Origin of the sequence: Haloarchaeobius sp. HME9146 (assembly GCF_025399835.1) — an archaeon.
Lineage (GTDB): Archaea > Halobacteriota > Halobacteria > Halobacteriales > Natrialbaceae > Haloarchaeobius.
Genome location: NZ_JAODVR010000001.1, coordinates 3,209,184 through 3,227,312, shown reverse-complemented (window position 1 = coordinate 3,227,312; position 18,129 = coordinate 3,209,184). Strand labels below are relative to the sequence as shown.

General features: G+C 66.5%; 17 protein-coding genes. 10 read left to right on the top strand and 7 right to left on the bottom strand.

Annotated features, from left to right (window positions below; genetic code table 11):
* The first annotated feature begins 1 nt into the window (after position 1).
* Both N6C22_RS16595 and N6C22_RS16590 read left to right on the top strand, forming a co-directional pair.
* The gene (locus N6C22_RS16595; RefSeq protein ID WP_369684420.1) at positions 2-1,684 is read left to right on the top strand and encodes an ABC1 kinase family protein; all 1,683 of its coding nucleotides are present in this window, start codon (positions 2-4) and stop codon (positions 1,682-1,684) included.
* Positions 1,685-2,024: 340 nt separating this feature from the next.
* Positions 2,025-3,101, top strand: a complete 1,077-nt coding sequence (locus N6C22_RS16590) for an aminotransferase class I/II-fold pyridoxal phosphate-dependent enzyme (RefSeq protein ID WP_261652239.1) — start codon at positions 2,025-2,027, stop codon at positions 3,099-3,101.
* A gap of 3 nt (positions 3,102-3,104) precedes the next feature.
* Here N6C22_RS16590 and N6C22_RS16585 read toward each other — a convergent pair whose 3' ends face one another.
* Both N6C22_RS16585 and N6C22_RS16580 read right to left on the bottom strand, forming a co-directional pair.
* Positions 3,105-3,395 carry a hypothetical protein gene (locus N6C22_RS16585; protein ID WP_261652238.1) on the bottom strand — a complete coding sequence of 97 codons (291 nt, stop codon included), beginning with the start codon at positions 3,393-3,395 and terminating at the stop codon, positions 3,105-3,107.
* A gap of 145 nt (positions 3,396-3,540) precedes the next feature.
* Positions 3,541-4,071 (bottom strand): DoxX family protein, encoded by a 531-nt coding sequence (locus tag N6C22_RS16580; RefSeq protein WP_261652237.1) that lies wholly within the window; start codon positions 4,069-4,071, stop codon positions 3,541-3,543.
* Positions 4,072-4,248: 177 nt separating this feature from the next.
* Between N6C22_RS16580 and N6C22_RS16575 the strand changes: the two genes are divergently transcribed.
* The 4 genes from N6C22_RS16575 (at position 4,249) to N6C22_RS16560 (ending at position 7,076) form a co-directional block, all read left to right on the top strand.
* Positions 4,249-4,626, top strand: a complete 378-nt coding sequence (locus tag N6C22_RS16575; RefSeq protein ID WP_261652236.1) for a translation initiation factor IF-5A — start codon at positions 4,249-4,251, stop codon at positions 4,624-4,626.
* Complete coding sequence (speB, locus tag N6C22_RS16570; protein WP_261652235.1) at positions 4,627-5,439, top strand: agmatinase; 813 nt, start codon at positions 4,627-4,629, stop codon at positions 5,437-5,439.
* 150 nt (positions 5,440-5,589) lie between these two features.
* Positions 5,590-6,363: a Nif3-like dinuclear metal center hexameric protein gene (locus N6C22_RS16565; protein ID WP_261652234.1), complete on the top strand. Its 774-nt coding sequence runs from the start codon at positions 5,590-5,592 to the stop codon at positions 6,361-6,363.
* Between the two features lie 71 nt (positions 6,364-6,434).
* On the top strand, positions 6,435-7,076 hold the full coding sequence (locus N6C22_RS16560) for a helix-turn-helix domain-containing protein (RefSeq protein ID WP_261652233.1): 642 nt from the start codon (positions 6,435-6,437) through the stop codon (positions 7,074-7,076).
* Between the two features lie 37 nt (positions 7,077-7,113).
* Here N6C22_RS16560 and N6C22_RS16555 read toward each other — a convergent pair whose 3' ends face one another.
* On the bottom strand, positions 7,114-7,335 hold the full coding sequence (locus N6C22_RS16555; RefSeq protein WP_261652232.1) for a hypothetical protein: 222 nt from the start codon (positions 7,333-7,335) through the stop codon (positions 7,114-7,116).
* A gap of 98 nt (positions 7,336-7,433) precedes the next feature.
* On the opposite strand from N6C22_RS16555, the gene N6C22_RS16550 reads away from it, so the two are divergent.
* From N6C22_RS16550 to N6C22_RS16535, 4 genes are all read left to right on the top strand, one after another.
* On the top strand, positions 7,434-8,294 hold the full coding sequence (locus tag N6C22_RS16550; protein WP_261652231.1) for a mechanosensitive ion channel family protein: 861 nt from the start codon (positions 7,434-7,436) through the stop codon (positions 8,292-8,294).
* 121 nt (positions 8,295-8,415) lie between these two features.
* Positions 8,416-9,594, top strand: coding sequence for an MFS transporter (locus N6C22_RS16545; RefSeq protein WP_303647768.1), 1,179 nt, complete (start codon positions 8,416-8,418; stop codon positions 9,592-9,594).
* Positions 9,595-9,626: 32 nt separating this feature from the next.
* Positions 9,627-10,076 carry a universal stress protein gene (locus N6C22_RS16540; RefSeq protein ID WP_261652229.1) on the top strand — a complete coding sequence of 150 codons (450 nt, stop codon included), beginning with the start codon at positions 9,627-9,629 and terminating at the stop codon, positions 10,074-10,076.
* Positions 10,077-10,151: 75 nt separating this feature from the next.
* On the top strand, positions 10,152-10,841 hold the full coding sequence (locus N6C22_RS16535) for a metallophosphoesterase family protein (RefSeq protein WP_261652228.1): 690 nt from the start codon (positions 10,152-10,154) through the stop codon (positions 10,839-10,841).
* Positions 10,842-10,859: 18 nt separating this feature from the next.
* Here the strand turns inward: N6C22_RS16535 and N6C22_RS16530 are convergent, their stop codons facing one another.
* The 4 genes from N6C22_RS16530 to pdhA all read right to left on the bottom strand — a co-directional run bounded on the left by N6C22_RS16530 (position 10,860) and on the right by pdhA (position 17,970).
* Entirely contained in the window at positions 10,860-11,807 is a 948-nt protein-coding gene (locus N6C22_RS16530) for an ArsA family ATPase (RefSeq protein WP_261652227.1), read from the bottom strand.
* A gap of 52 nt (positions 11,808-11,859) precedes the next feature.
* Complete coding sequence (locus N6C22_RS16525; RefSeq protein ID WP_261652226.1) at positions 11,860-15,843, bottom strand: PAS domain S-box protein; 3,984 nt, start codon at positions 15,841-15,843, stop codon at positions 11,860-11,862.
* A 15-nt stretch (positions 15,844-15,858) separates the two neighbouring features.
* On the bottom strand, positions 15,859-16,620 hold the full coding sequence (locus tag N6C22_RS16520; protein ID WP_261652225.1) for a response regulator: 762 nt from the start codon (positions 16,618-16,620) through the stop codon (positions 15,859-15,861).
* A gap of 273 nt (positions 16,621-16,893) precedes the next feature.
* Positions 16,894-17,970: a pyruvate dehydrogenase (acetyl-transferring) E1 component subunit alpha gene (gene pdhA, locus N6C22_RS16515; protein ID WP_369684450.1), complete on the bottom strand. Its 1,077-nt coding sequence runs from the start codon at positions 17,968-17,970 to the stop codon at positions 16,894-16,896.
* Positions 17,971-18,129 lie beyond the last annotated feature (159 nt).

The following is an 18,129-nucleotide window of genomic DNA, read 5'->3' as shown; positions in this document are numbered from 1 at the left end:
GGTGGTCACGCTGGTAACCCTCCGCGCCTACTGGCGCTTCTTCGTCGTCGCGCGTCAGTTCCTCCCCTTGCTGCTCGCGTACGCCCGTGACCGCCGGAAGTACCTCCTCTTCGGCGGGAAACGGCAGGTCGACCGAGAGACACGAATCCGCCGCGCCGAGCGGCTGCTGGACTCGCTGCTCACGCTCGGTCCCACGTTCATCAAGCTCGGCCAGTTGCTCTCGACCCGCCCGGACATCCTCCCCGCCGAGTACATCGACGTGCTCGCGTCGCTGCAGGACGACGTGCCCGCTGCTCCCTGGGCCGAGGCGAAGGTCGTCATCGAGGACGAACTCGGGCCCGTCGAGGAGGTGTACGACGAGTTCGACACCACGCCCATCAGCGGCGCGAGCCTCGGACAGGTGTACCGCGCCCGGGTCGACGGCGAGGAGGTCGCCGTCAAGATCCGCCGGCCGAACATCGAGTCGCTCGTCGAGGCCGACCTCACGGTCATCAAGTGGTCGCTCCCGCTGTTGATGCGGTTCGTGGGCGAGGCACGGGCGTTTTCGCTCGAGAACCTCGCCGACGAGTTCGCGAAGACCATCCGCGAGGAGATGGACTACCAGCGCGAGGCCCGGATGCTGAACGAGATCCGCGACAACTTCGACGACGACGAGGACATCGTCATCCCGGACGTGCTCGCGGGCTACTCGGGCCCCCGCGTGCTCACCATGCACTACGTGACGGGGACGAAGATCAACGACGTCGACGAACTCGACGAGAAGGACATCGACCGGAGCGCGGTCGCCGAGACGCTCCAGCGCGCCTACCTCAAGATGATAATCGAGGACGGTGTGTTCCACGCCGACCCCCACCCCGGCAACCTCGCGGTCCGGGACGACGGGGCCATCATCTTCTACGACTTCGGCATGTCCGGCCGGGTCGACTCGTTCGTCCAGGAGAAGATCGTCGAGTTCTACATCGCCGTCGCCAACCAGGACATCGACGGCATCCTCGACTCGCTCATCGCCATCGGGACACTCTCGCCCACCGCCGACCGGCAGGTCATGGGCGAGGTGATGGAACTGGCCATCGCGGACGCCCGTGGTGACGACATCGAGCAGTACCGCGTGAACCAGATCGTCGGCCAGATAGAGGACTCCATCTACGAGTTCCCGTTCCGCCTGCCGGCGAACCTCGCGCTCGTCCTCCGGGTCGCGACCGTGGTCGAGGGCGTCTGTGTCACGCTGGACTCGAACTTCGACTTCATCAGCACCGCGACGGAGTACCTCACCGAGGAGGGCTACCGCGAGGAGTCCATCAAGCAGTTCGTCGACCAGACGAAGGACCAGGCCTGGGAGTCCGCCCAGTCGATGCTCCGGGTCCCACCGAAGCTGGAGAACACCCTGGACCGCGCCCAGCGCGGGAACCTCACGGTGCAGATCGAGCTGAACGACTCTTCGGGGACGCTCGACAAACTGGCGAAACGGCTGGTGTACGCCCTGTTCTTCGCGTTCGGGCTGGTCTCCTCGTCGGTGCTTTACGCCGCCGGCGGCGTCTGGGAGGTCCGCGTCGCCGCCGTCATCGCGGCGTTCTCGCTGCTCACGCTGGTGGGCCTGTGGCGGTCGTTCCGGACGAAGAAGGGTATCCGGGCGCAGCCGCAGTTCACCCGCCAGAACCTCAGAGAGCGCCGCGGGAACGAGTAGAGGACCAGCATGTGGCACCTCTACGACCGGGTCGACCGGTGGCTGCGGGGTCTCCCTCGATACCAATACGCGCTGTTCCTCGGCCTGTCAGGCGGTGTGGGCGTCCTTCTCGCAGGACTGTTGGTGAGTGACGAGTTACGTCTCCTGCAGGCCGGCACGATGGCGTTCGTCATGTTCGGACTCGAAGCTGTGTTCGGCCTCCACCAGACGGCTGAGGACTGAGCGAGACGGTGCGGCGTCCACCCTCCCCTCGTCTCCCGCACCGGGCCCGGGTTCGCACGCCGCCGCCGCCGGCACAGAGACCCAACGACCTTTCTACCAGCCCAACTCACCACCAGCCATGGACATCGAGCCCTTCGGCCTCGAACGCTGGTTCGGGCAGTACGAACACGGTGCCGACATCATGCTCGCCGAATCCGGGATTCGCCCGCTCGACTCGGAGCGCTTCGATACGGACCCCGGCGAGCTGAACTACGTCATCCCGACCGATGGCGACCCCGAGTTCAGGGACGAAATCGGCGAGCGCTACGGCCGGGGCAAGGACGAGGTGTGTTTCACCTGCGGGACACAGGAGGCGAACCTCCTGATATTCCTCTCCTTACTCGACGAGGGCGACCACGCCGTGGTCGTCACGCCGACCTACCAGGCCCTGCAGTCGGTCCCCGACGCCGTCGGCGACGTGACCCGCGTCTGGCTCTCGGAGGGTGACTGGCGGCTGGACGTCGACGCAGTCGCCGACGCGATGCGCGAGGAGACGAAACTCGTCGTGCTGAACAACCCGAACAACCCGACCGGACGATACCACGACGAGGCGAAGGTGCAGGAACTGTACGACCTCGCGGCCGAGAACGAAGCATACCTGCTCTGTGACGAGGTGTACCGACTGCTCGACGACGACCCGCTCCCGCCGGTCGCCAGCCTGGGCGAGTGGGGCATCTCGACGACCAGCCTGACGAAGGCGTATGGTCTCGCTGGCCTGCGCTTCGGGTGGATCGCCGGTCCCGAGGACGTGGTCCAGCAGGCGGTCGAGTGGAAGGACTACACCACCATCTCGCCGCCCATCTTCGGCCAGCACGTCGCGAAACAGGCGCTGGGCGAGCAGGAGGACGAGATTCTGGCGGAGAACCGCGAGCTGGCGAAGACGAACCGCGATATCGTCCGTGAGTTCGTCGAGGAACACGACCTCGAGTGGTACGACCCGGTGGGGGTGAACGGGTTCGTCTCGGTGCCGGAGGGCTTCGCGGACGCCCGGGAGTTCTGCGTCGCCGTCGTCGAGGAGGAGAGCGTCGTGCTCGCGCCGGGCGACCTGTTCGGCTTCGAGAACTACTGGCGGCTCGGGTTCGGGCTGCCGACCGCGGAGTTAGAAGAGGGACTGGAACGGGTTGCGCGGGTCATCGAGCGCGGCGGAACGAACTAGGTCCTACAGCGGAAGCAGGTGGATAAACTCCTCGACCTCGACGTCGTCGACGCCGTAGGCGGTGACGCGCCGGCCGTTGTGCGAGAACTGTGTGTACTGCGGCGACATCACGCCGACGACGCGGTCGATGGGGATGGAGACGTAGTCGTAGTCGTCGGTGTTGACCTGGTCGAACCCGACGACCCAGTCCCACCCCTCGATGACGAAGGCGGCGTCGACCTGGGCGGGCTGGTCGTCGGCGTAGTAGATCTTCGCGACCGAACTGGCGTCTGGGTGGGGCATGGTGGTGCTCATACCCCTCGTGACGCCTCGCGAGAACTTATAGACGTATTGATACGTGCTCGCAGGCGGTTCGGGTACCGGTCGCTGGCCCGGTTCGCCGCCAGTGGCTGAAAAAAGAACTCGGCTGTGTGCTGGTGTGGTCGCAGCAGCGTCGCGGTCACCCCAACAGATACGTCATCCAGCGGTTGTTCTGGACGAATTCGGTGTCCTCGAGCCAGTCGTCGACGCCGAGGATGCGGCCTGCGCCGAACGCGCCCAGGCCGAACAGGAGCATCGCGTACACGACGTGGTCGTCGATGATGAACGAGTGCTCGAGCGGGAAGCTCGCCAGCCAGTAGAACAGCATCATGATGGCCGCCCAGAACGCGCTCCAGCGGACGAACGCCCCGAGCATCAGGGCGAGGCCCGTGAGTGTCAGGCCCCACATGTTGAGCGGGTCGATGAGCCAGAGCCAGTCCGCGGCCATGGTCTCCCAGAACCCCGCCATGAAGTTCTCTCCGGACGCTGCTCCCATCAGGAAGCCGCCTGCCGACCAGTCTCCGGCGAGCACCTTGTCGATGCCCGCGTAGAACAACACCCAGCCCATGGTGAGTCGCATGCCCAGCAGGGCGTAGCCGACCCACGTCTCGGAGTACTCGAAGCCGGTCTGTCTCCCGAACAGTTCCATCTCGGGTTCTCTGGTTGCCATATTGGGTTCACCCACGGTACCATACAACAGAGAACTATTTATAATCCGAACATATTCCCAATCCGATGTAAAAACGGGCGCGTCGGGCGAGTTCGGCGCGGAGACGGCGGGGACGGGGCACCGGGACCGCTGGACCGTTCCAAACCGTTTATACCGATACGGGGGGAACGCAGGAACATGGCTAAAGAGCAAAAGGAAGTTCGTGACCTCCGCGAAGGCAGTTACGTGGTTATCGACGACGCCGCGTGTAAGATCAACCACTACTCCACAGCCAAGCCGGGTAAGCACGGAAGTGCGAAGGCTCGCGTCGAGGCCGTCGGTGTCTTCGACGGAAAGAAGCGTTCGATGTCCCAGCCGGTCGACGCCAAGTGCTGGGTCCCGATCATCGAGCGAAAGCAGGGCCAGATCGTCTCCGTCGAGTCCGACACCGTCGCACAGGTCATGGACCTCGAGACGTACGAGACCATCACGATGTCCATCCCCGAGGACTTCGACGCCTCGCCCGACGACGAGATCGAGTACCTCGAACTCGACGAACAGCGCAAGATCGTCTAGATGTTCCCCGGAGCGCTCGCCGACCGCGCCGACGCCGACTACGTGGTCGTCGGAGCTCCACTCGACATCTCGACGACCTTCCAACCAGGCACGCGGTTCGGACCGGACCGCGTTCGCCGCTTTTCCGAAACGTACGACGACTACGACCACCGGACGGACCGGTACTTCTCCGAACTCGGCGTCCACGACCACGGTGACGTCCGCGCCTGGGACGACGCCGCCGAGTACCTCGACTACCTCGAAGGTGTCTGCCGGGACGCCGTGTGGGACGACGCGATTCCCCTCCTCCTCGGCGGGGAACACACCGTCACGCTCGCGAACGTCCGCGCGGTCGACCCGGACGTGTTCGTCTGTCTCGACGCCCATCTCGACCTGCGAGCCGAGTACGACGGAAACGAGTTGAGCCACGCGACTGTCACCCGGCACGTCCTCGACATCGCCGACGAAGCCGTCATCCTCGGGGCCAGAACCGGCTCCGAGGCGGAGTGGAACCGCGCCGCCGAGGCCGACGTGACGGTCGTCGCCCCCGAAGACGTGGCCGACTGGGAACCCGACGTCGGCGACCGCGAAGTGTACCTGTCGGTGGACATCGACGGCGCAGACCCCGCGTTCGCCCCCGGGACGGGAACGATGGAACCGTTCGGGCTCGCGCCGCGGGAGATGCGCGACGTGGTCCGGGCACTCGGCGAGTCGGGGCAGGTGACCGGCTTCGACGTGGTCGAGGTCAACGACCGCGACGACGGCCAGGCCGCCGCACTCGGCGGGAAACTCCTCCGGGAGTTCGTCTTCGCCGACGCGGCCAGCGACGACTGAGTTTTTCAGTGAAGACGGGCCCAGACCCGTCGTGCCCTGACGAGTCACCGGTCGGGAGCCAGCGGTTGTGCGGCACACTCCCGACCGGACAGTCTGCCGCCTGCTCGCCAATCACTGGGGCTTTTCCTCCTCGCAGCCGTTGGTGCAGCCATGAAGCTCACCGAGTTCTGTGACCGACTCGACGAGGAACTGCGAACCGCGGACTGGGCGGACCTCGATGCCAGTGCGAACGGCCTGCAGGTCGGCCCCGAGGAGGCCGACGTGGCGCAGGTCGCGTTCTGTACGGACGGTGTCGAGGAGACGTTCCACATGGCAGCCGACTGGGGAGCGGACGCCATCGTCGTCCACCACGGCATCTCGTGGGGCGGCATCGAGCGCGTCACCGGTCGACAGTACGGCCGCATCGCCCCGCTCGTCGAGAACGACGTGGCGCTGTACGTCTCGCACCTCCCGCTCGACGGCCATCCCGACCTCGGCAATGCGGCCGGCATCGCCGACCTGCTGGACCTCGCGAACCGGGCACCCTTCGGTCGTGTCGGCCCGGAGCACGCCGGCCAGCAGGGTCGCCTGCCGGAGCCACAGCCCGCCGACGAGCTTCGCGAGACGCTCGAAGCCGAACTGTCGACCGGGGACCAGCCCGTCCAGGTGCTCGACTTCGGCCCGGCAGAGCTGGAACACGTCGCCATCGTCACCGGCGACGGGTCGGACTACATCGACGAAGCCGCAGCCAAAGGGGTCGACGCCGTCATCATGGGCGAGGGCAAGCAGAAGACGTACCACGAGGCCCAGGAGGCAGGGCTCACGGTCGTCCTCGCGGGCCACTACGCCACCGAGACGTTCGGCGTCCGTAACCTCCAGTCGTGGGTGGAGGAGTGGGACGAACCGCTGGAGACGACGTTCTTCGACGTCCCGACCGGTATCTGAGCCACGCCGTCCGGTCGGCCCTGATTGTTAAGGTCCCTCTCGCTGGAGATGACGTAACGAGACGAATCTCGATGCTCATCGCCGAATTCACCATCGACCACCCAGTCCTCCGCGAAGCGTTGCGACGCGTTCGCGATATCGAGGTCGTCTGGGAAGAGACGTACGAGACCGAAACCGGGTTGACGAAGATGCTCGCGTGGATAACCTCGGCCGATTTCGAGGGCGTCGAGGCAGCCATCACCGACGACTCGGCGCTGGCCGGTTTCACGATGTTGGCCGAAGTGGGCGACCGGCGGCTGTACCGGCTCACCTTCGACGACCCCGGCAGGGATGCCAACCTGATGCCGGTCCTGATGGACGTCGGTGGGGTCCTCCAGGAGGCCATCGGGACGAACGAGGGGTGGTGGTGCCGGGCCCGGTTCCCGGACCGTGAATCGCTCGAACAGGTGTACCAGTTCTGCGGTGACAACGACATCTCGTTCAGCTTCGACCGGATGTACGAGGAGACCGACTGGGGCGTCGGGAAGGGACCGAAGCTGACGGCTGCACAGCGCGAGATACTCCTGGAAGCGCTCGACAGCGGCTACCTCTCTATCCCTCGCGAGGTGTCCCTTGCTGAACTCAGCGGCAGACTGGATATCTCGGAGAACGCCGCCTCCGAGCGGTTCCGCCGTGCCGTTCGGTCTCTCGTCGAAGAATCGGTCACGGACTGAGACCGGGGCTGTACGGGGCGTAGCGACCGTTCGAGCGCTACTGGCTGGTTCTGGCGTTCTCGACCTCCTGGTCGGAGGTCGCCCGGACGAGGTCCTCGGCGTTGTACTCGGTGACGTCCTCGGTCGCCAGCTCCGTGACGTACACTTCCGTTCCCTCGACGTTCCACTCGGCGCGGTAGCCGTCGCGTTCGACGGCGTCGAAATCGGTCTGTGTCAGCTCGTAGGCGAGGACGTCGGTGTCGGTCTCCCCGAGGGGCATACCTCCCCCATCGCCGTCGACCGTGGAAGACTTTTCGCTCCTGTCGGTTGCGTGACGACCCGCGGTACTAAGAGCGTTCGCTGTGCAGTGTCGGGCCGATGACCCAGATTCGCTCGCTCGAGCAGGTGTTCGCGGAGCTCGCGACCGTCCTGCAGGACGGCGCGGTCTTTCTCGCGGTCGCGGCGGTCATCTACCTGCCGGGCCGGTACCTCGTGGTCCCGGGGGCCCGCTGGCTGATGGACGCCCTCGACATCGACGACACCGTCGAACTACCGCTCCTCAAGGCCCTGAACGCCGGGTTCGGCGTGTTCGCGGTGTTCACGGCCATCACCGTCTCGGGCGTGGCGAGCTTCCTCGCCGCGACGGAGGCCATCACCGCCGGCGCGACCATCGCTATCGGCTTCGCCTCGAAGGACGTGCTGGGGAACTTCGTCAGCGGCGTCTTCATCGTCGCGGACCCGACGTACAACATCGGTGACTGGATCCAGTGGAAGGACAAGGAGGGCATCATCGAGGACATCAGCTTCAGGGTGACCCGTATCCACACCTTCGACAACGAACTCGTGACGGTGCCGAACTCGGAGTTGACGAAGAACACCATCACGAACCCGGTCGCGAAGGACCGCCTCCGGGTGACGTTCCCGTTCGGCGTGGGGTACGAGGACGACCTCGAGCGCGCCCAGGACATCATCGTCGAGGAAGCGCTCGCGAACGAGGAGATACTCGACCGGCCCGGCCCGAGCGTCCGCATCCAGGAACTCGGCGACTCGGCGGTCATCCTCCAGTCGCGCTTCTGGATCGACAGGCCGGCACGGACCGACTTCGTGCGTATCCGCTCGGAGTTCGTCGAGGACGTGAAGGCGCGCTACGACGCCGAGGGTATCTCGCTCCCCGCCCCGCAACGCGAGCTCTCGGGGTCCATCGAGACCGCAGAGCGCGTCGCCGCGAACGAGTCCTGAGCCCGTCGCAATCGGTGTCCCCGGTGTCGCCGGCAGTGCACCGGCGCTGCCGGACCGCAGCCGGTTTATGCCGGTGGCCGGAGAACGTCGGGCAGTGACGCGATTCGACCCGAAGTGGCGGATGCTCGCCCTGCTGGCGACGGCCGAACTGCTGGCGATGACGCTCTGGTTCTCGGCGTCCGCGGTCGGCCCGGAACTCGCCGACGCCTGGAATCTCTCCGGGGCGCAGACGGCGTGGCTGACCAACGCTGTTCAGCTCGGCTTCGTCGCAGGAGCGCTGCTGTCGGCGGTCCTGACGCTCTCTGATACCGTCCCGCCGCGGTACCTGTTCGCCGCCTCGGCACTGGTCGGCGCAGGGGCCACGGCAGTCATCGCTGGCGCGGTCGATTCGTTCCTGCCAGCAGTCGCCCTGCGGTTCCTCACCGGCGCGGCCCTCGCCGGTGTCTACCCGCCGGGCATGAAGCTCATCGCGGGCTGGTTCGACACCGGGAGAGGCTTCGCCATCGGGACGCTCGTCGGGGCGCTCTCGGTCGGGTCGGCGATGCCGCATCTCCTCCGGGCAGTGGGCGGTATCGGCGACCCGACGGCCGTCCTCTACGGGGCCGCCGCACTCGGGGCACTCGGTGGCCTGCTCGCGCTCGCTGCCAGGCCCGGCCCGCACCAGGCTCCGGCCGCACCGTTCGACCCGGGTGCGGTTCGGCGCATCGTTCGGGACCGGCCGACCATGCTCGCGAACGGTGGCTACTTCGGCCACATGTGGGAGCTGTACGCGGTGTGGACGTGGATTCCCCTGTACCTCACCGCGGGGTTCTCGGGGGCGGTCGACACGGAGGTCATCGCCCTTCTCTCGTTCGCGACCATCGCCGTGGGTGGGGTCGGTGCGGCTGCCGCCGGCCGTGTCGCCGACCGGGTCGGTCGCACACCGCTCACGAGCGCCAGCATGGCCGTCAGCGGCGCGTGCTGCCTGTTGGCGGTGCCACTGTTCGGCGCACCACTCTGGGTGGTGACGCCGTTCCTGCTCGTCTGGGGCGTCGCCATCGTCGCGGACTCGGCGCAGTTCTCGGCGGCGGTCTCCGAACTCGCCGCCCCGAGCTACGTCGGGAGCGCGCTGACCCTGCAGACGGCGGTCGGGTTCCTGCTGACGACGGTCTCCATCCAGTTGACCCCCATCGTGGCCGACGCGGTCGGCTGGCAGTACGCGTTCGTCCCGCTGGCGGCCGGTCCGCTCGTGGGGACGCTCTCGATGCTCCGGCTCCGGGCGCGCCCCGAGGCTGCCGACCTCGCCGGCGGGCGGGGATAGTTTATTGTCTCGGCCGTTTGAACCGTTGGACGATGTCGCTGTTAGTCCCGTTCGACGGTTCCACGCTCTCGATGACTGCACTGCGGCGGGCGCAGGAGTTCGCGACGTTCTCCGACGCCGAGCTCGTCGTCCTCACGCTCGTGCCGGACGACCCCGAGTACGCGCGTGAGCGCGGCTGGCTCGACCCCGAGGACACGTTCGACGTGGGCGTCATCGAGCGAAAGCTCCGCCAGCGCGTCCACGACGAGGCACCCACCGCCGAGTTCCGATGCGAACTCATCGAGGACCCGACCGACCCCGTGGCAACGGTCCCGATGGACGTGGCGCGTCGCATCAGACAGGTCGCGGCCGAGGTCGACGCGGAGATCCTCTTCATCGGGAGCGAGAACGCGGGGCGCGTCTCGACGCCCCTGGCGAGCGTCGGCTCCCCCATCTCCGAGGACCCGGAGTACGACGTTCACATCGTCCGTCACCCGGAGTGATCTGCTGTCTGGCTGGGCCCGCACCCGCACAAGGTCGGGCCCTCGCTTTTTACCCCTGCCCGTGACTGCTGGCACATGCACCCGCCGCGTTTCGGTGACGCCGTTTCTCGCCAGCACCGGCGGGTCGACCCTGCCGGTCGAGACGTCTACATCGTCGGTGACGTCCACGGGTGTCTGGAGGCACTGGAGGCGCTACTCGACACCCTCGCGGTCGATGCCGACGACCTGGTCGTGTTCGTCGGCGACCTGGTGACGCGGGGTCCGGACAGCGCGGGCGTCGTCTCCCTCGTTCGGGAGTCGCCGAACATGGTCGCGGTTCGGGGGAACACCGAACAGAACGTCCTCGACGGGACGGTCGACGCGCCGGACCTGTCCCAGAAACAGCGGCAGTGGCTGGCGTCGCTGCCGGTCGCGCTGTCGTGGGACGACCTGCTCGTCGTGCACGGAGGCATCGACCCCCGCAAACCCCTCGCGTCACACGTCCCTGCGGACCTCATGGAGCCGGGGTCGCTCGCGGCGAGCGGGACCGGCCGACCGTACTGGTGGGAGTTCTACTCGGGCCCACATCGCGTCTTCTTCGGGCACCGGGTGTTCTCTGCGCCCCTCGTGAGCAGGTACGCGGTCGGGCTGGACACCGGTTGCGTGTACGGGAACCAGCTCACGGCGTTCGACTGCACGGCAGGGCGAACCGTGAGCGTCCCCGCGGCGGCATCGCACCGTGAGCGTGACCCGGGGGAGTACATCGACCCGGCCGGATTCGGGTGACGGCTGCGAGCGTCGGTCTCACTCGAACGTGGCGTCGAGCCGGCTGGCGAGGGCGTCGAGCGCGTCGCGACCCTGTGCTTCACCGTCGAGCACCGGCAGTCGGCACACCTCGCGGCCGGGGAACGTCTCCTCGATCTCCGCGAGGCGCTCGTCGTGGAGCGTTCTCCGGGTCGTACATCGATGGCAGTCGCAGTCGTCGGCTTCCAGTACGCGGTTGACGACGATGGGGCCCACCGGCACCTCGGCGTCTTCGAGCTGGTCGACCAGCCGTTCCGTCTCCGCGATGGCCATCGCCTCGGGGACGAGAACCGGCCGGAACTCGGTCCGTTCGGGGTCCCTGAGCACCGCGCTGACCGCGTGGAGGCGGTCCCGGAGGTCGGTCATGGCGTCGGGTTCGTCGCGGTTGCGGCCGAAGAAGGCGGCCGGCCCGAACATCGCACTGCGTGCCCCATCGACCAGCCGGCGAACCTGTCCCTGCACCTCACCGGCCGCGCCGAGGGTGCTCGACAGCACCTCGGGGAGGTCGAGCAGACGGAGCGTGTGCCCGGTCGGGGCGGTGTCGAGCACCACGCAGTCCCAGTCGTCGCTCGCGGCGTAGTCCGCGATGTGCTCCAGGGCCGCGACCTCGTCGGCACCAGGGACGAGGCCGGCCGCGAACAGCTCTTCTAAGGTTTCCTCGTCGATGCGGAGGCCGGCGTCACGGAAGTCAGCGACCAGGGCCTCGACCACGCGCCGGTACGCCGCCTGCCCGGTCTCGGGCGAGACCTCGACGCCCCAGCAGCCGTCGGCGAGTTCGCGTGGCTCGCCGCCGACCGTCGTGTCGAACGCGTCACCGAGCGAGTGCGCCGGGTCGGTCGAGACCACGAGCACGTCGTGACCGCGCCCGGCCAGTGCCAGTCCGGTCGCTGCGGCACAGGTCGTCTTCCCGACGCCGCCTTTCCCGCCGTAACAGACGAATCGCGTCACGGGTGGGTGCTACGGTCGCCGCGGCGAAAAAGGAGCGGCCTGCGAGCGCCGGTCACTCCTCGGGTTCAGGCTGGGTCGGCGGGAACCCGGTGTCTGCCACACCGGTGGCCGGCTGCTTTCGCACCTCGAAACGGGCACCGCCAGCCTCGCTCTCGGTCGCCGATATCTGCCACTTGTGGGCCTCGACGATGTCCCGGACGATGGAGAGCCCGAAGCCGGTCCCTGCCTCGGAGGTGGTGTAGCCGTGGTCGAACACGCGGTCGCGCTGGTCCGGCGGGATGCCCGCGCCGTCGTCCTCCACGTAGAATCCCGGGGCGGTATCGAGTGGCCCGACGCGGATCGAGAGGGACTCGTCAGCGGTGGTGATACCACCGTTTCCGGCGCTGGGCTCACCCACAGTCTGTCGAGCCTCGTGGTCGCCCGCCTCCTCGAACCGCAGCTGAGATTCCGACCGCCCGTGTTCGACGGAGTTCCGGAAGAGGTTCTCGAACACCTGCAGGAGCCGGGGTTCGTCGGCGGCGATGTGGCCGAGGTCGGGCTCGACGGTCAGGTCGGCGTCGGCCGTATCGACGTTCTCCCAGGCCCGCGTTGCGACCGCCCCGACGTCGACGAGGCTCGTCTCCCCGACGATCTTGCCCTGGCGGGTCAGCAACAGCAGGTCGTCGATGAGCTCGTTCATCCGGCTCGCGGCCCGTTCGATGGCGTCGAGTCGGTCGAGGTCCTCGTCCTGGCGCATGAGTTCGAGCGTGATGGAGATGATGTCGAGGGGGTTCCGCAGGTCGTGGCTGACGATGCTCGCGAAGTCCTCCAGCCGGTCGTTCTCGCGTTCAAGCTGTCGTTCGTACTCCTCGCGCTCGAGTTCGAAGCGGATCCACTGGGCGACCAGCGTGACGAACGACCGCTCGGCGTCGGAGAGCGGGTCGCGCGTCTCGCAATCGACGAAACAGAGCGTCCCGTAGATCCTGCCCTGGGAGACGACCGGCACCCCGACGTAGGTCTTGAACGGGCCGTCGCCGTCTTCGTGGATACAGTTCATCTCCCGCGAGTCGATGGTCTTCGCACAGAGGGTTTCGGAGAGCGGCATCACCGAACCTTCGACGACGTACTGGTGGTCGTCGCTGACCGCGACGACCTCCCGAAGGTCGGACTGTGGCTGGACCCTGGTGAGGTGGCCGTGCTCCAGCCCGAGGCGCTCACAGCCGATTGTGAGTATCTTCGGAAGCTTCTCCTGGAAGGTCAGGTCGACGCGCGAGGCCACGTCGGCGAGTTCGCGAAGTGCTTGCTCTCCGGCGCGGACCTCCTGTTCCATGCGGTAGCGTTCCGTGACGTCGGTGATGAACCCCTCCAGTGCCTCGAGTTCGCCATCGTCGTCGAAGACGCCCTCGCCCTGTTCCCACGCCCAGCGCACCTCGCCGTCTCTGGTCACGATACGGTAGTTCACCTCGAACGGTTCGCGGGCTCGCAACGCCGCCTGGACCGACTCCCAGACGTCCTCGCGGTCGTCCGGGTGGATGATGTCGCTCCCCCAGGTCACCGTGCCCGATTCGATCTCTTCCCGGCTGTATCCCGTCAGGGGCAGACAGCCCTCGCTGACGAACTCGGTCGGCCAGTCCGGCTCGTTCGCACACCGGTAGGCCGTCCCGGGGAGGTTCGACAGCAGCGTCGAGAACTTCCGGCGGCTCTCGCGGAGTTCGCTCTCGATGCGGACCCGTTCGGTGATGTCGCGCGCCTCGGGGATGAGCAGGACCACCTCGCCGTCGTCGTCGGTGACCGGTTTGATGGAGAAATCGGTGACGGCAACGTCGTCGGGGCCGTGAACGTCCATCTCGCATCGGACGAACGCGCCGGCGGCGGCCTGTTCGACGAGCCCGCGCAGGGTCTCTCTCGTCTCCTCGTCGTCGGTGAACCAGCCGGTCTCCCACATCTTCTTGCCGACGATGTCGGCCCGGTTCAGCCCGCCGAACTCGAGGGCGGTCTCGTTGGCTTCGAGCATCGTTCCGTCGGGGTCGAGGAGCCCCGTGAACTGGTACGTCTGGTTGAATATCGCCTCGTACCGGCGCTGGCGCTCCTTGCGCCTGGAGATGTCGCGGACGATGCCGACCGTCCCCCGGAGTTCGCCGTGCGGGCCGAGCGGCAGGACCGTCAGGTTGAGCTCGCAGGGAACGGTGTGGCCGTCGCGGTGCTTGATGTCTATCTCGTAGCGCTTGACGCGCTCGTCGCCGACGGTCAACAGCTCGTGGATGCCCCGCTCGCAGCGCTCGATGTCCGCATCGGTCATCACGAGCGAGACGTGCTCGCCGACGAGGTCCTCGCGGCTGTAGCCGCTGATGTCCTCTGCGGTCCGGTTGCAGTCGGTGATGTTGCCGTCGAGGTCGAGCTTGTACACGCCGTCGCCCATCGCCTCGAAGATGCGCTGGTAGCGTTCGAGTTCTTGTTTTCGCTCGGCGTCCTCGGTCACGTCGATGAGCGACCCTATCACCGCCGGCTGGCCGTCGTACTCGATGTAGTTCCCGTGCACCTCGACGAGGATGGTCTCGCCGTCCTTGCGGACAGCCTCGAACCGGTACTGGATGTCCGTCAACTGGTCTTCGATGCGGCGGCGGAGGCGGTCCTCGACCTCTTCGGTGTACTCGTCTATCACCAGGTCCAGCGGGTCCGTTCCCACGAGTTCGTCCTGGTCGTACCCGAATATCTCCGCGAATCGTGGGTTGACGTACGCCAGCGAGTCGTCCTGGATGACGTAGATACCGACCAGGTTCTGTTCGACGAGCTGGCGGTAGCGCTGTTCGACCAGGTCCAGTTGCGCTCGCTGCTCGCGCTCGCGTGAGCGGTCCCGGGTCAGCGCCTCGTACCCGGTTTCGCCGTTACCAGCCTGGAGTTTGCTGATGACGACGTTCGCCCAGAACCGTGAGCCGTCGCGGCGGACGCGCCAGCCCTCGTCCTCGGAGCGTCCCTCGCGCTGGGCCTCCTCGAGGAGTCGCCGGGGAACGTCCTGCTCGATGTCCTCGTCGGTGTAGAGCAGCGACAGGTGGGTGCCGATGGCCTCCTCGCGGGAGAACCCGGTGATGCGGGCGGCCGTCTCGTTCCACGAACTGATGTACCCTTCCGGGTCGAGTTCGCAGATGGCGTAGTCCTCGACGTTCGAGACGAGCAACTGGTAGCGCTCTTCGGCCCGCATGAGCTCCTTCTCCCGACGTCTGAGCTCGTTCTCGCGGAACTTCCGGTCGGAGATGTCGCGCAGCAACACGAGGACGCGTTCCTCCCCACCCAGCCGCGTGGGGTTGAGTTGCAACTCGGTCCAGAGCAGGTCTCCGTCACCGTCGAGCAGCTGCCACTCGAGCTTCTGTGTGCCCTCCTCGACGGTCCGTGTCAGCCACTCCGACAGGGCCGCCCCGGTGTGTGGTTCGTAGTCGGAACTGACCTCGCCGAAGGCGTGCCCGACCAGTTCGTGGGCGTCCCGTTCGAGCAACTCGCACGCACCGGGGTTGGCGTCGAGGATGATACCGGTTCCGGGGTCGACGATGAGGATGCCCTCCGCCGTCGCCTTGAATATCTCCCGGTAGTTCGTCTCCGCGCGGACCTTCGAGACGGCTTCGCGGATCATGTTGGCGAGGACGGTGAACTGTCCGGTCCCACCTTCCTTCCGGATGTAGCCGTTGGCGCCGGCCGAGAGTGCCTTTCCGGCTATCTCCTCGGACCCCTTGCCGGTGAACAGGATGAACGGGAGCGAGTTGTATCGCTCTCTGATAGCCTCGAGGAAGTCGATGCCGTCCATCCCGGGCATCTCGTAGTCACTGACGACGCAGTCGATTCCCCCATCGAGTCGAGCGAGCGCTGTCTCCGCGTCGGTCTCCGTGGCGACGGTCAGGCCGGCATCTATCTTGGTCAGAAACGCTGCCGTCGCCTCAACGAGGTCCGGGTCGTCGTCGACGTGGAGGACCCGTATCTGGCTGGTGTCCGAGAGCGGGGTCGTCATGACGCTCTCCAGCCCGCTCTCGGCGGTGTGGTGCTCGTACTCGTAGTCCCTGTCGTTCATCGACGGGAAGGGGGGTCAGGCCTGTTTGCCTACCGCGTTCCTGATAGAGTCGACCAGGCGGTCGTAGCCTTCGGGACTCGTCTCCTTCTGGAGGTAATCGCTCACACCGATGGCGACCGCCTCACCCGCGGTGTGTTCACTGCCCTTGTTGGTGAACATGATGAACGAGACGTCCGGGTACTCGTCCCGGACGGCGTCGAGGAACTCCAGCCCGTCGATGGCCGGCATCTTGTAGTCGCTGACGATGCAGTCGACCTCCTCGTTCTTCAGGACGGTGAACGCGTCCGGCGCGCTCGTCGCGGTCATGATGTCGAGGTCCTCGTGCTCGCGCTCGAGCAGGTCGGCGACGGCGCTCACGAAGTCGGGCGCGTCGTCGACAAGTAGTACCCTGATATCTTCCGGTTCGTGCGCCGCCACCTCTGTCTGTTCTGCGTCTTCGTTCATTTCTGCTTCCACGTCTCGCTTCACCGCGAGGTCGAGCCAGTCTCCGATCTCGTCGGGGTCTGCGAGTAACTCCACTTTCTGTTCGTCGGCCTCGACGTCTACGAGACCCAGCGATTCGAGCATCGGCAGGTGGGTCTCGACCAGCGTCTCGCGGACGTCGGCGGCCTCGTCTTCCTGTTCCGCCGCGACGACGGTCAGCTCGTCGACGGTCGCGAGCCCGTTCTGGCGGAGGTGAAACAGCACTTTCCGTCGATAATGGTCCGAGAGCGCCTCGAAGAGGTCGTCGCTCGGGATGTGTGCTGCGTCACCGGTGTTGTCTGTCTGTTCGGTCATGGTCCATACTGCACCGGAATGACGTGTCGGTCCTGGTCAACGGCACTTGCCCGGTGCCGCTTACGACCCGTCTCTCGTTGCAGAGATATGTCCTCCCAACCCCATTCCGTGTACAGTCGTACAATTCTCGCCCTGGCGTATTAACGAGATGGTTATGTATCTGCCGCTTTCTCTGCGTAATAATCTCTCTCCTACGGGTTTTGAGGCGTTTCAGGAACCTTCCGGGGAGACTCCTGTCACGCGAAAACCGGTAGATGTTGCCGACCTGGCCGGTTACTCGTCCCGGAGTAAGGCGTCGTCGCCGAACGCCGAACGCAGCGCTCGGAGACGCGCCGTGTCCTCGGCGAGTCGACGTGTCTGATTCTCGTACACGTACTGGAACATCGAGTCGGGGTCGGCCTCGACCGCCATGGCCGCGTCGACCGCCTCGGCCAGCGTCTCCGACACCTCGGTCTCGATGGCCTCGATCCGCTCGTCGTCGAGCAGTCCGCGCCCGCGAAGGAACGCCTCCAGTCGAACGATCGGGTCCTTCTGCTTCCACGCCTCGACCTCGCTGTCGTCGCGGTACTTCGTCGGGTCGTCGGCGGTCGTGTGCGCGCCGAACCGGTACTGGACCGCCTCGATGAGCGTCGGGCGTCGCTTGTCCTCGTCCGGGTCCTTCGCCTTCTCGAGGGCGTCCCGGGTCACCTCGTACATCGCCAGTGGGTCCATCCCGTCCACCCGGACGCCCTCGAACCCGTAGGCTTCGGCCTTCTGGGCGAACGTCTCGCTCGCGGTCTGTTGCTCCGTGGGGACCGAGATGGCCCACTGGTTGTTGTTGCAGACGAAGACCGCCGGCACGTCGAACACGCCCGCGAAGTTCAGCCCCTCGTGGAAGTCACCCTCCGAGGTCGCGCCGTCCCCGAAGTGACAGACCACCGCCCGGTCGTCCCCGCGAAGTTTGGCCGCCCACGCGTACCCGGTCGCGTGCGGGATGTGGGACCCGATGGAGATGTTCAGCGGCATGATGTTCTCGTCGACCAGTGCCGCGTTCCCCTCCTCGTGGCCCATCCAGTACTGGATGTACGGCGCGAGACAGTCCCTGACGATGGGACCCGCATGTTCCCGGTACTGGTAACTCAGCCAGTCCACCTCGTCCATCGCGTACATCGACCCGAACTGCGCACCCTCCTGGCCCGCCAGCGAGGCGTACGTCCCGATGCGGCCCTGTCGCTGGAGGCTGATCATCCGGTCGTCGAACCGGCGGCCGAGGCGCATATCGCGGTAGAGGGCGACGAGTTGCTCGTCTTCGAGGGGCGGTTCGTACCCCTCCTCGACCGGCCTGCCGTCCTCGTCGAGCCGCCGAACCATCTCGTACGAACCGGCCGTGTCTGTCATGCCAGCGCATACCGTGGCCGGGCAAAAAGACCTGTGTGTGCCGGCGAATCTTCTCTGGGGTGGTGAGCGTGCAGGTCGAAGGAGTACGCTCTTTGTGCCGGGTCTCCGAGTTCCGGGTGGCCGATGACGAAG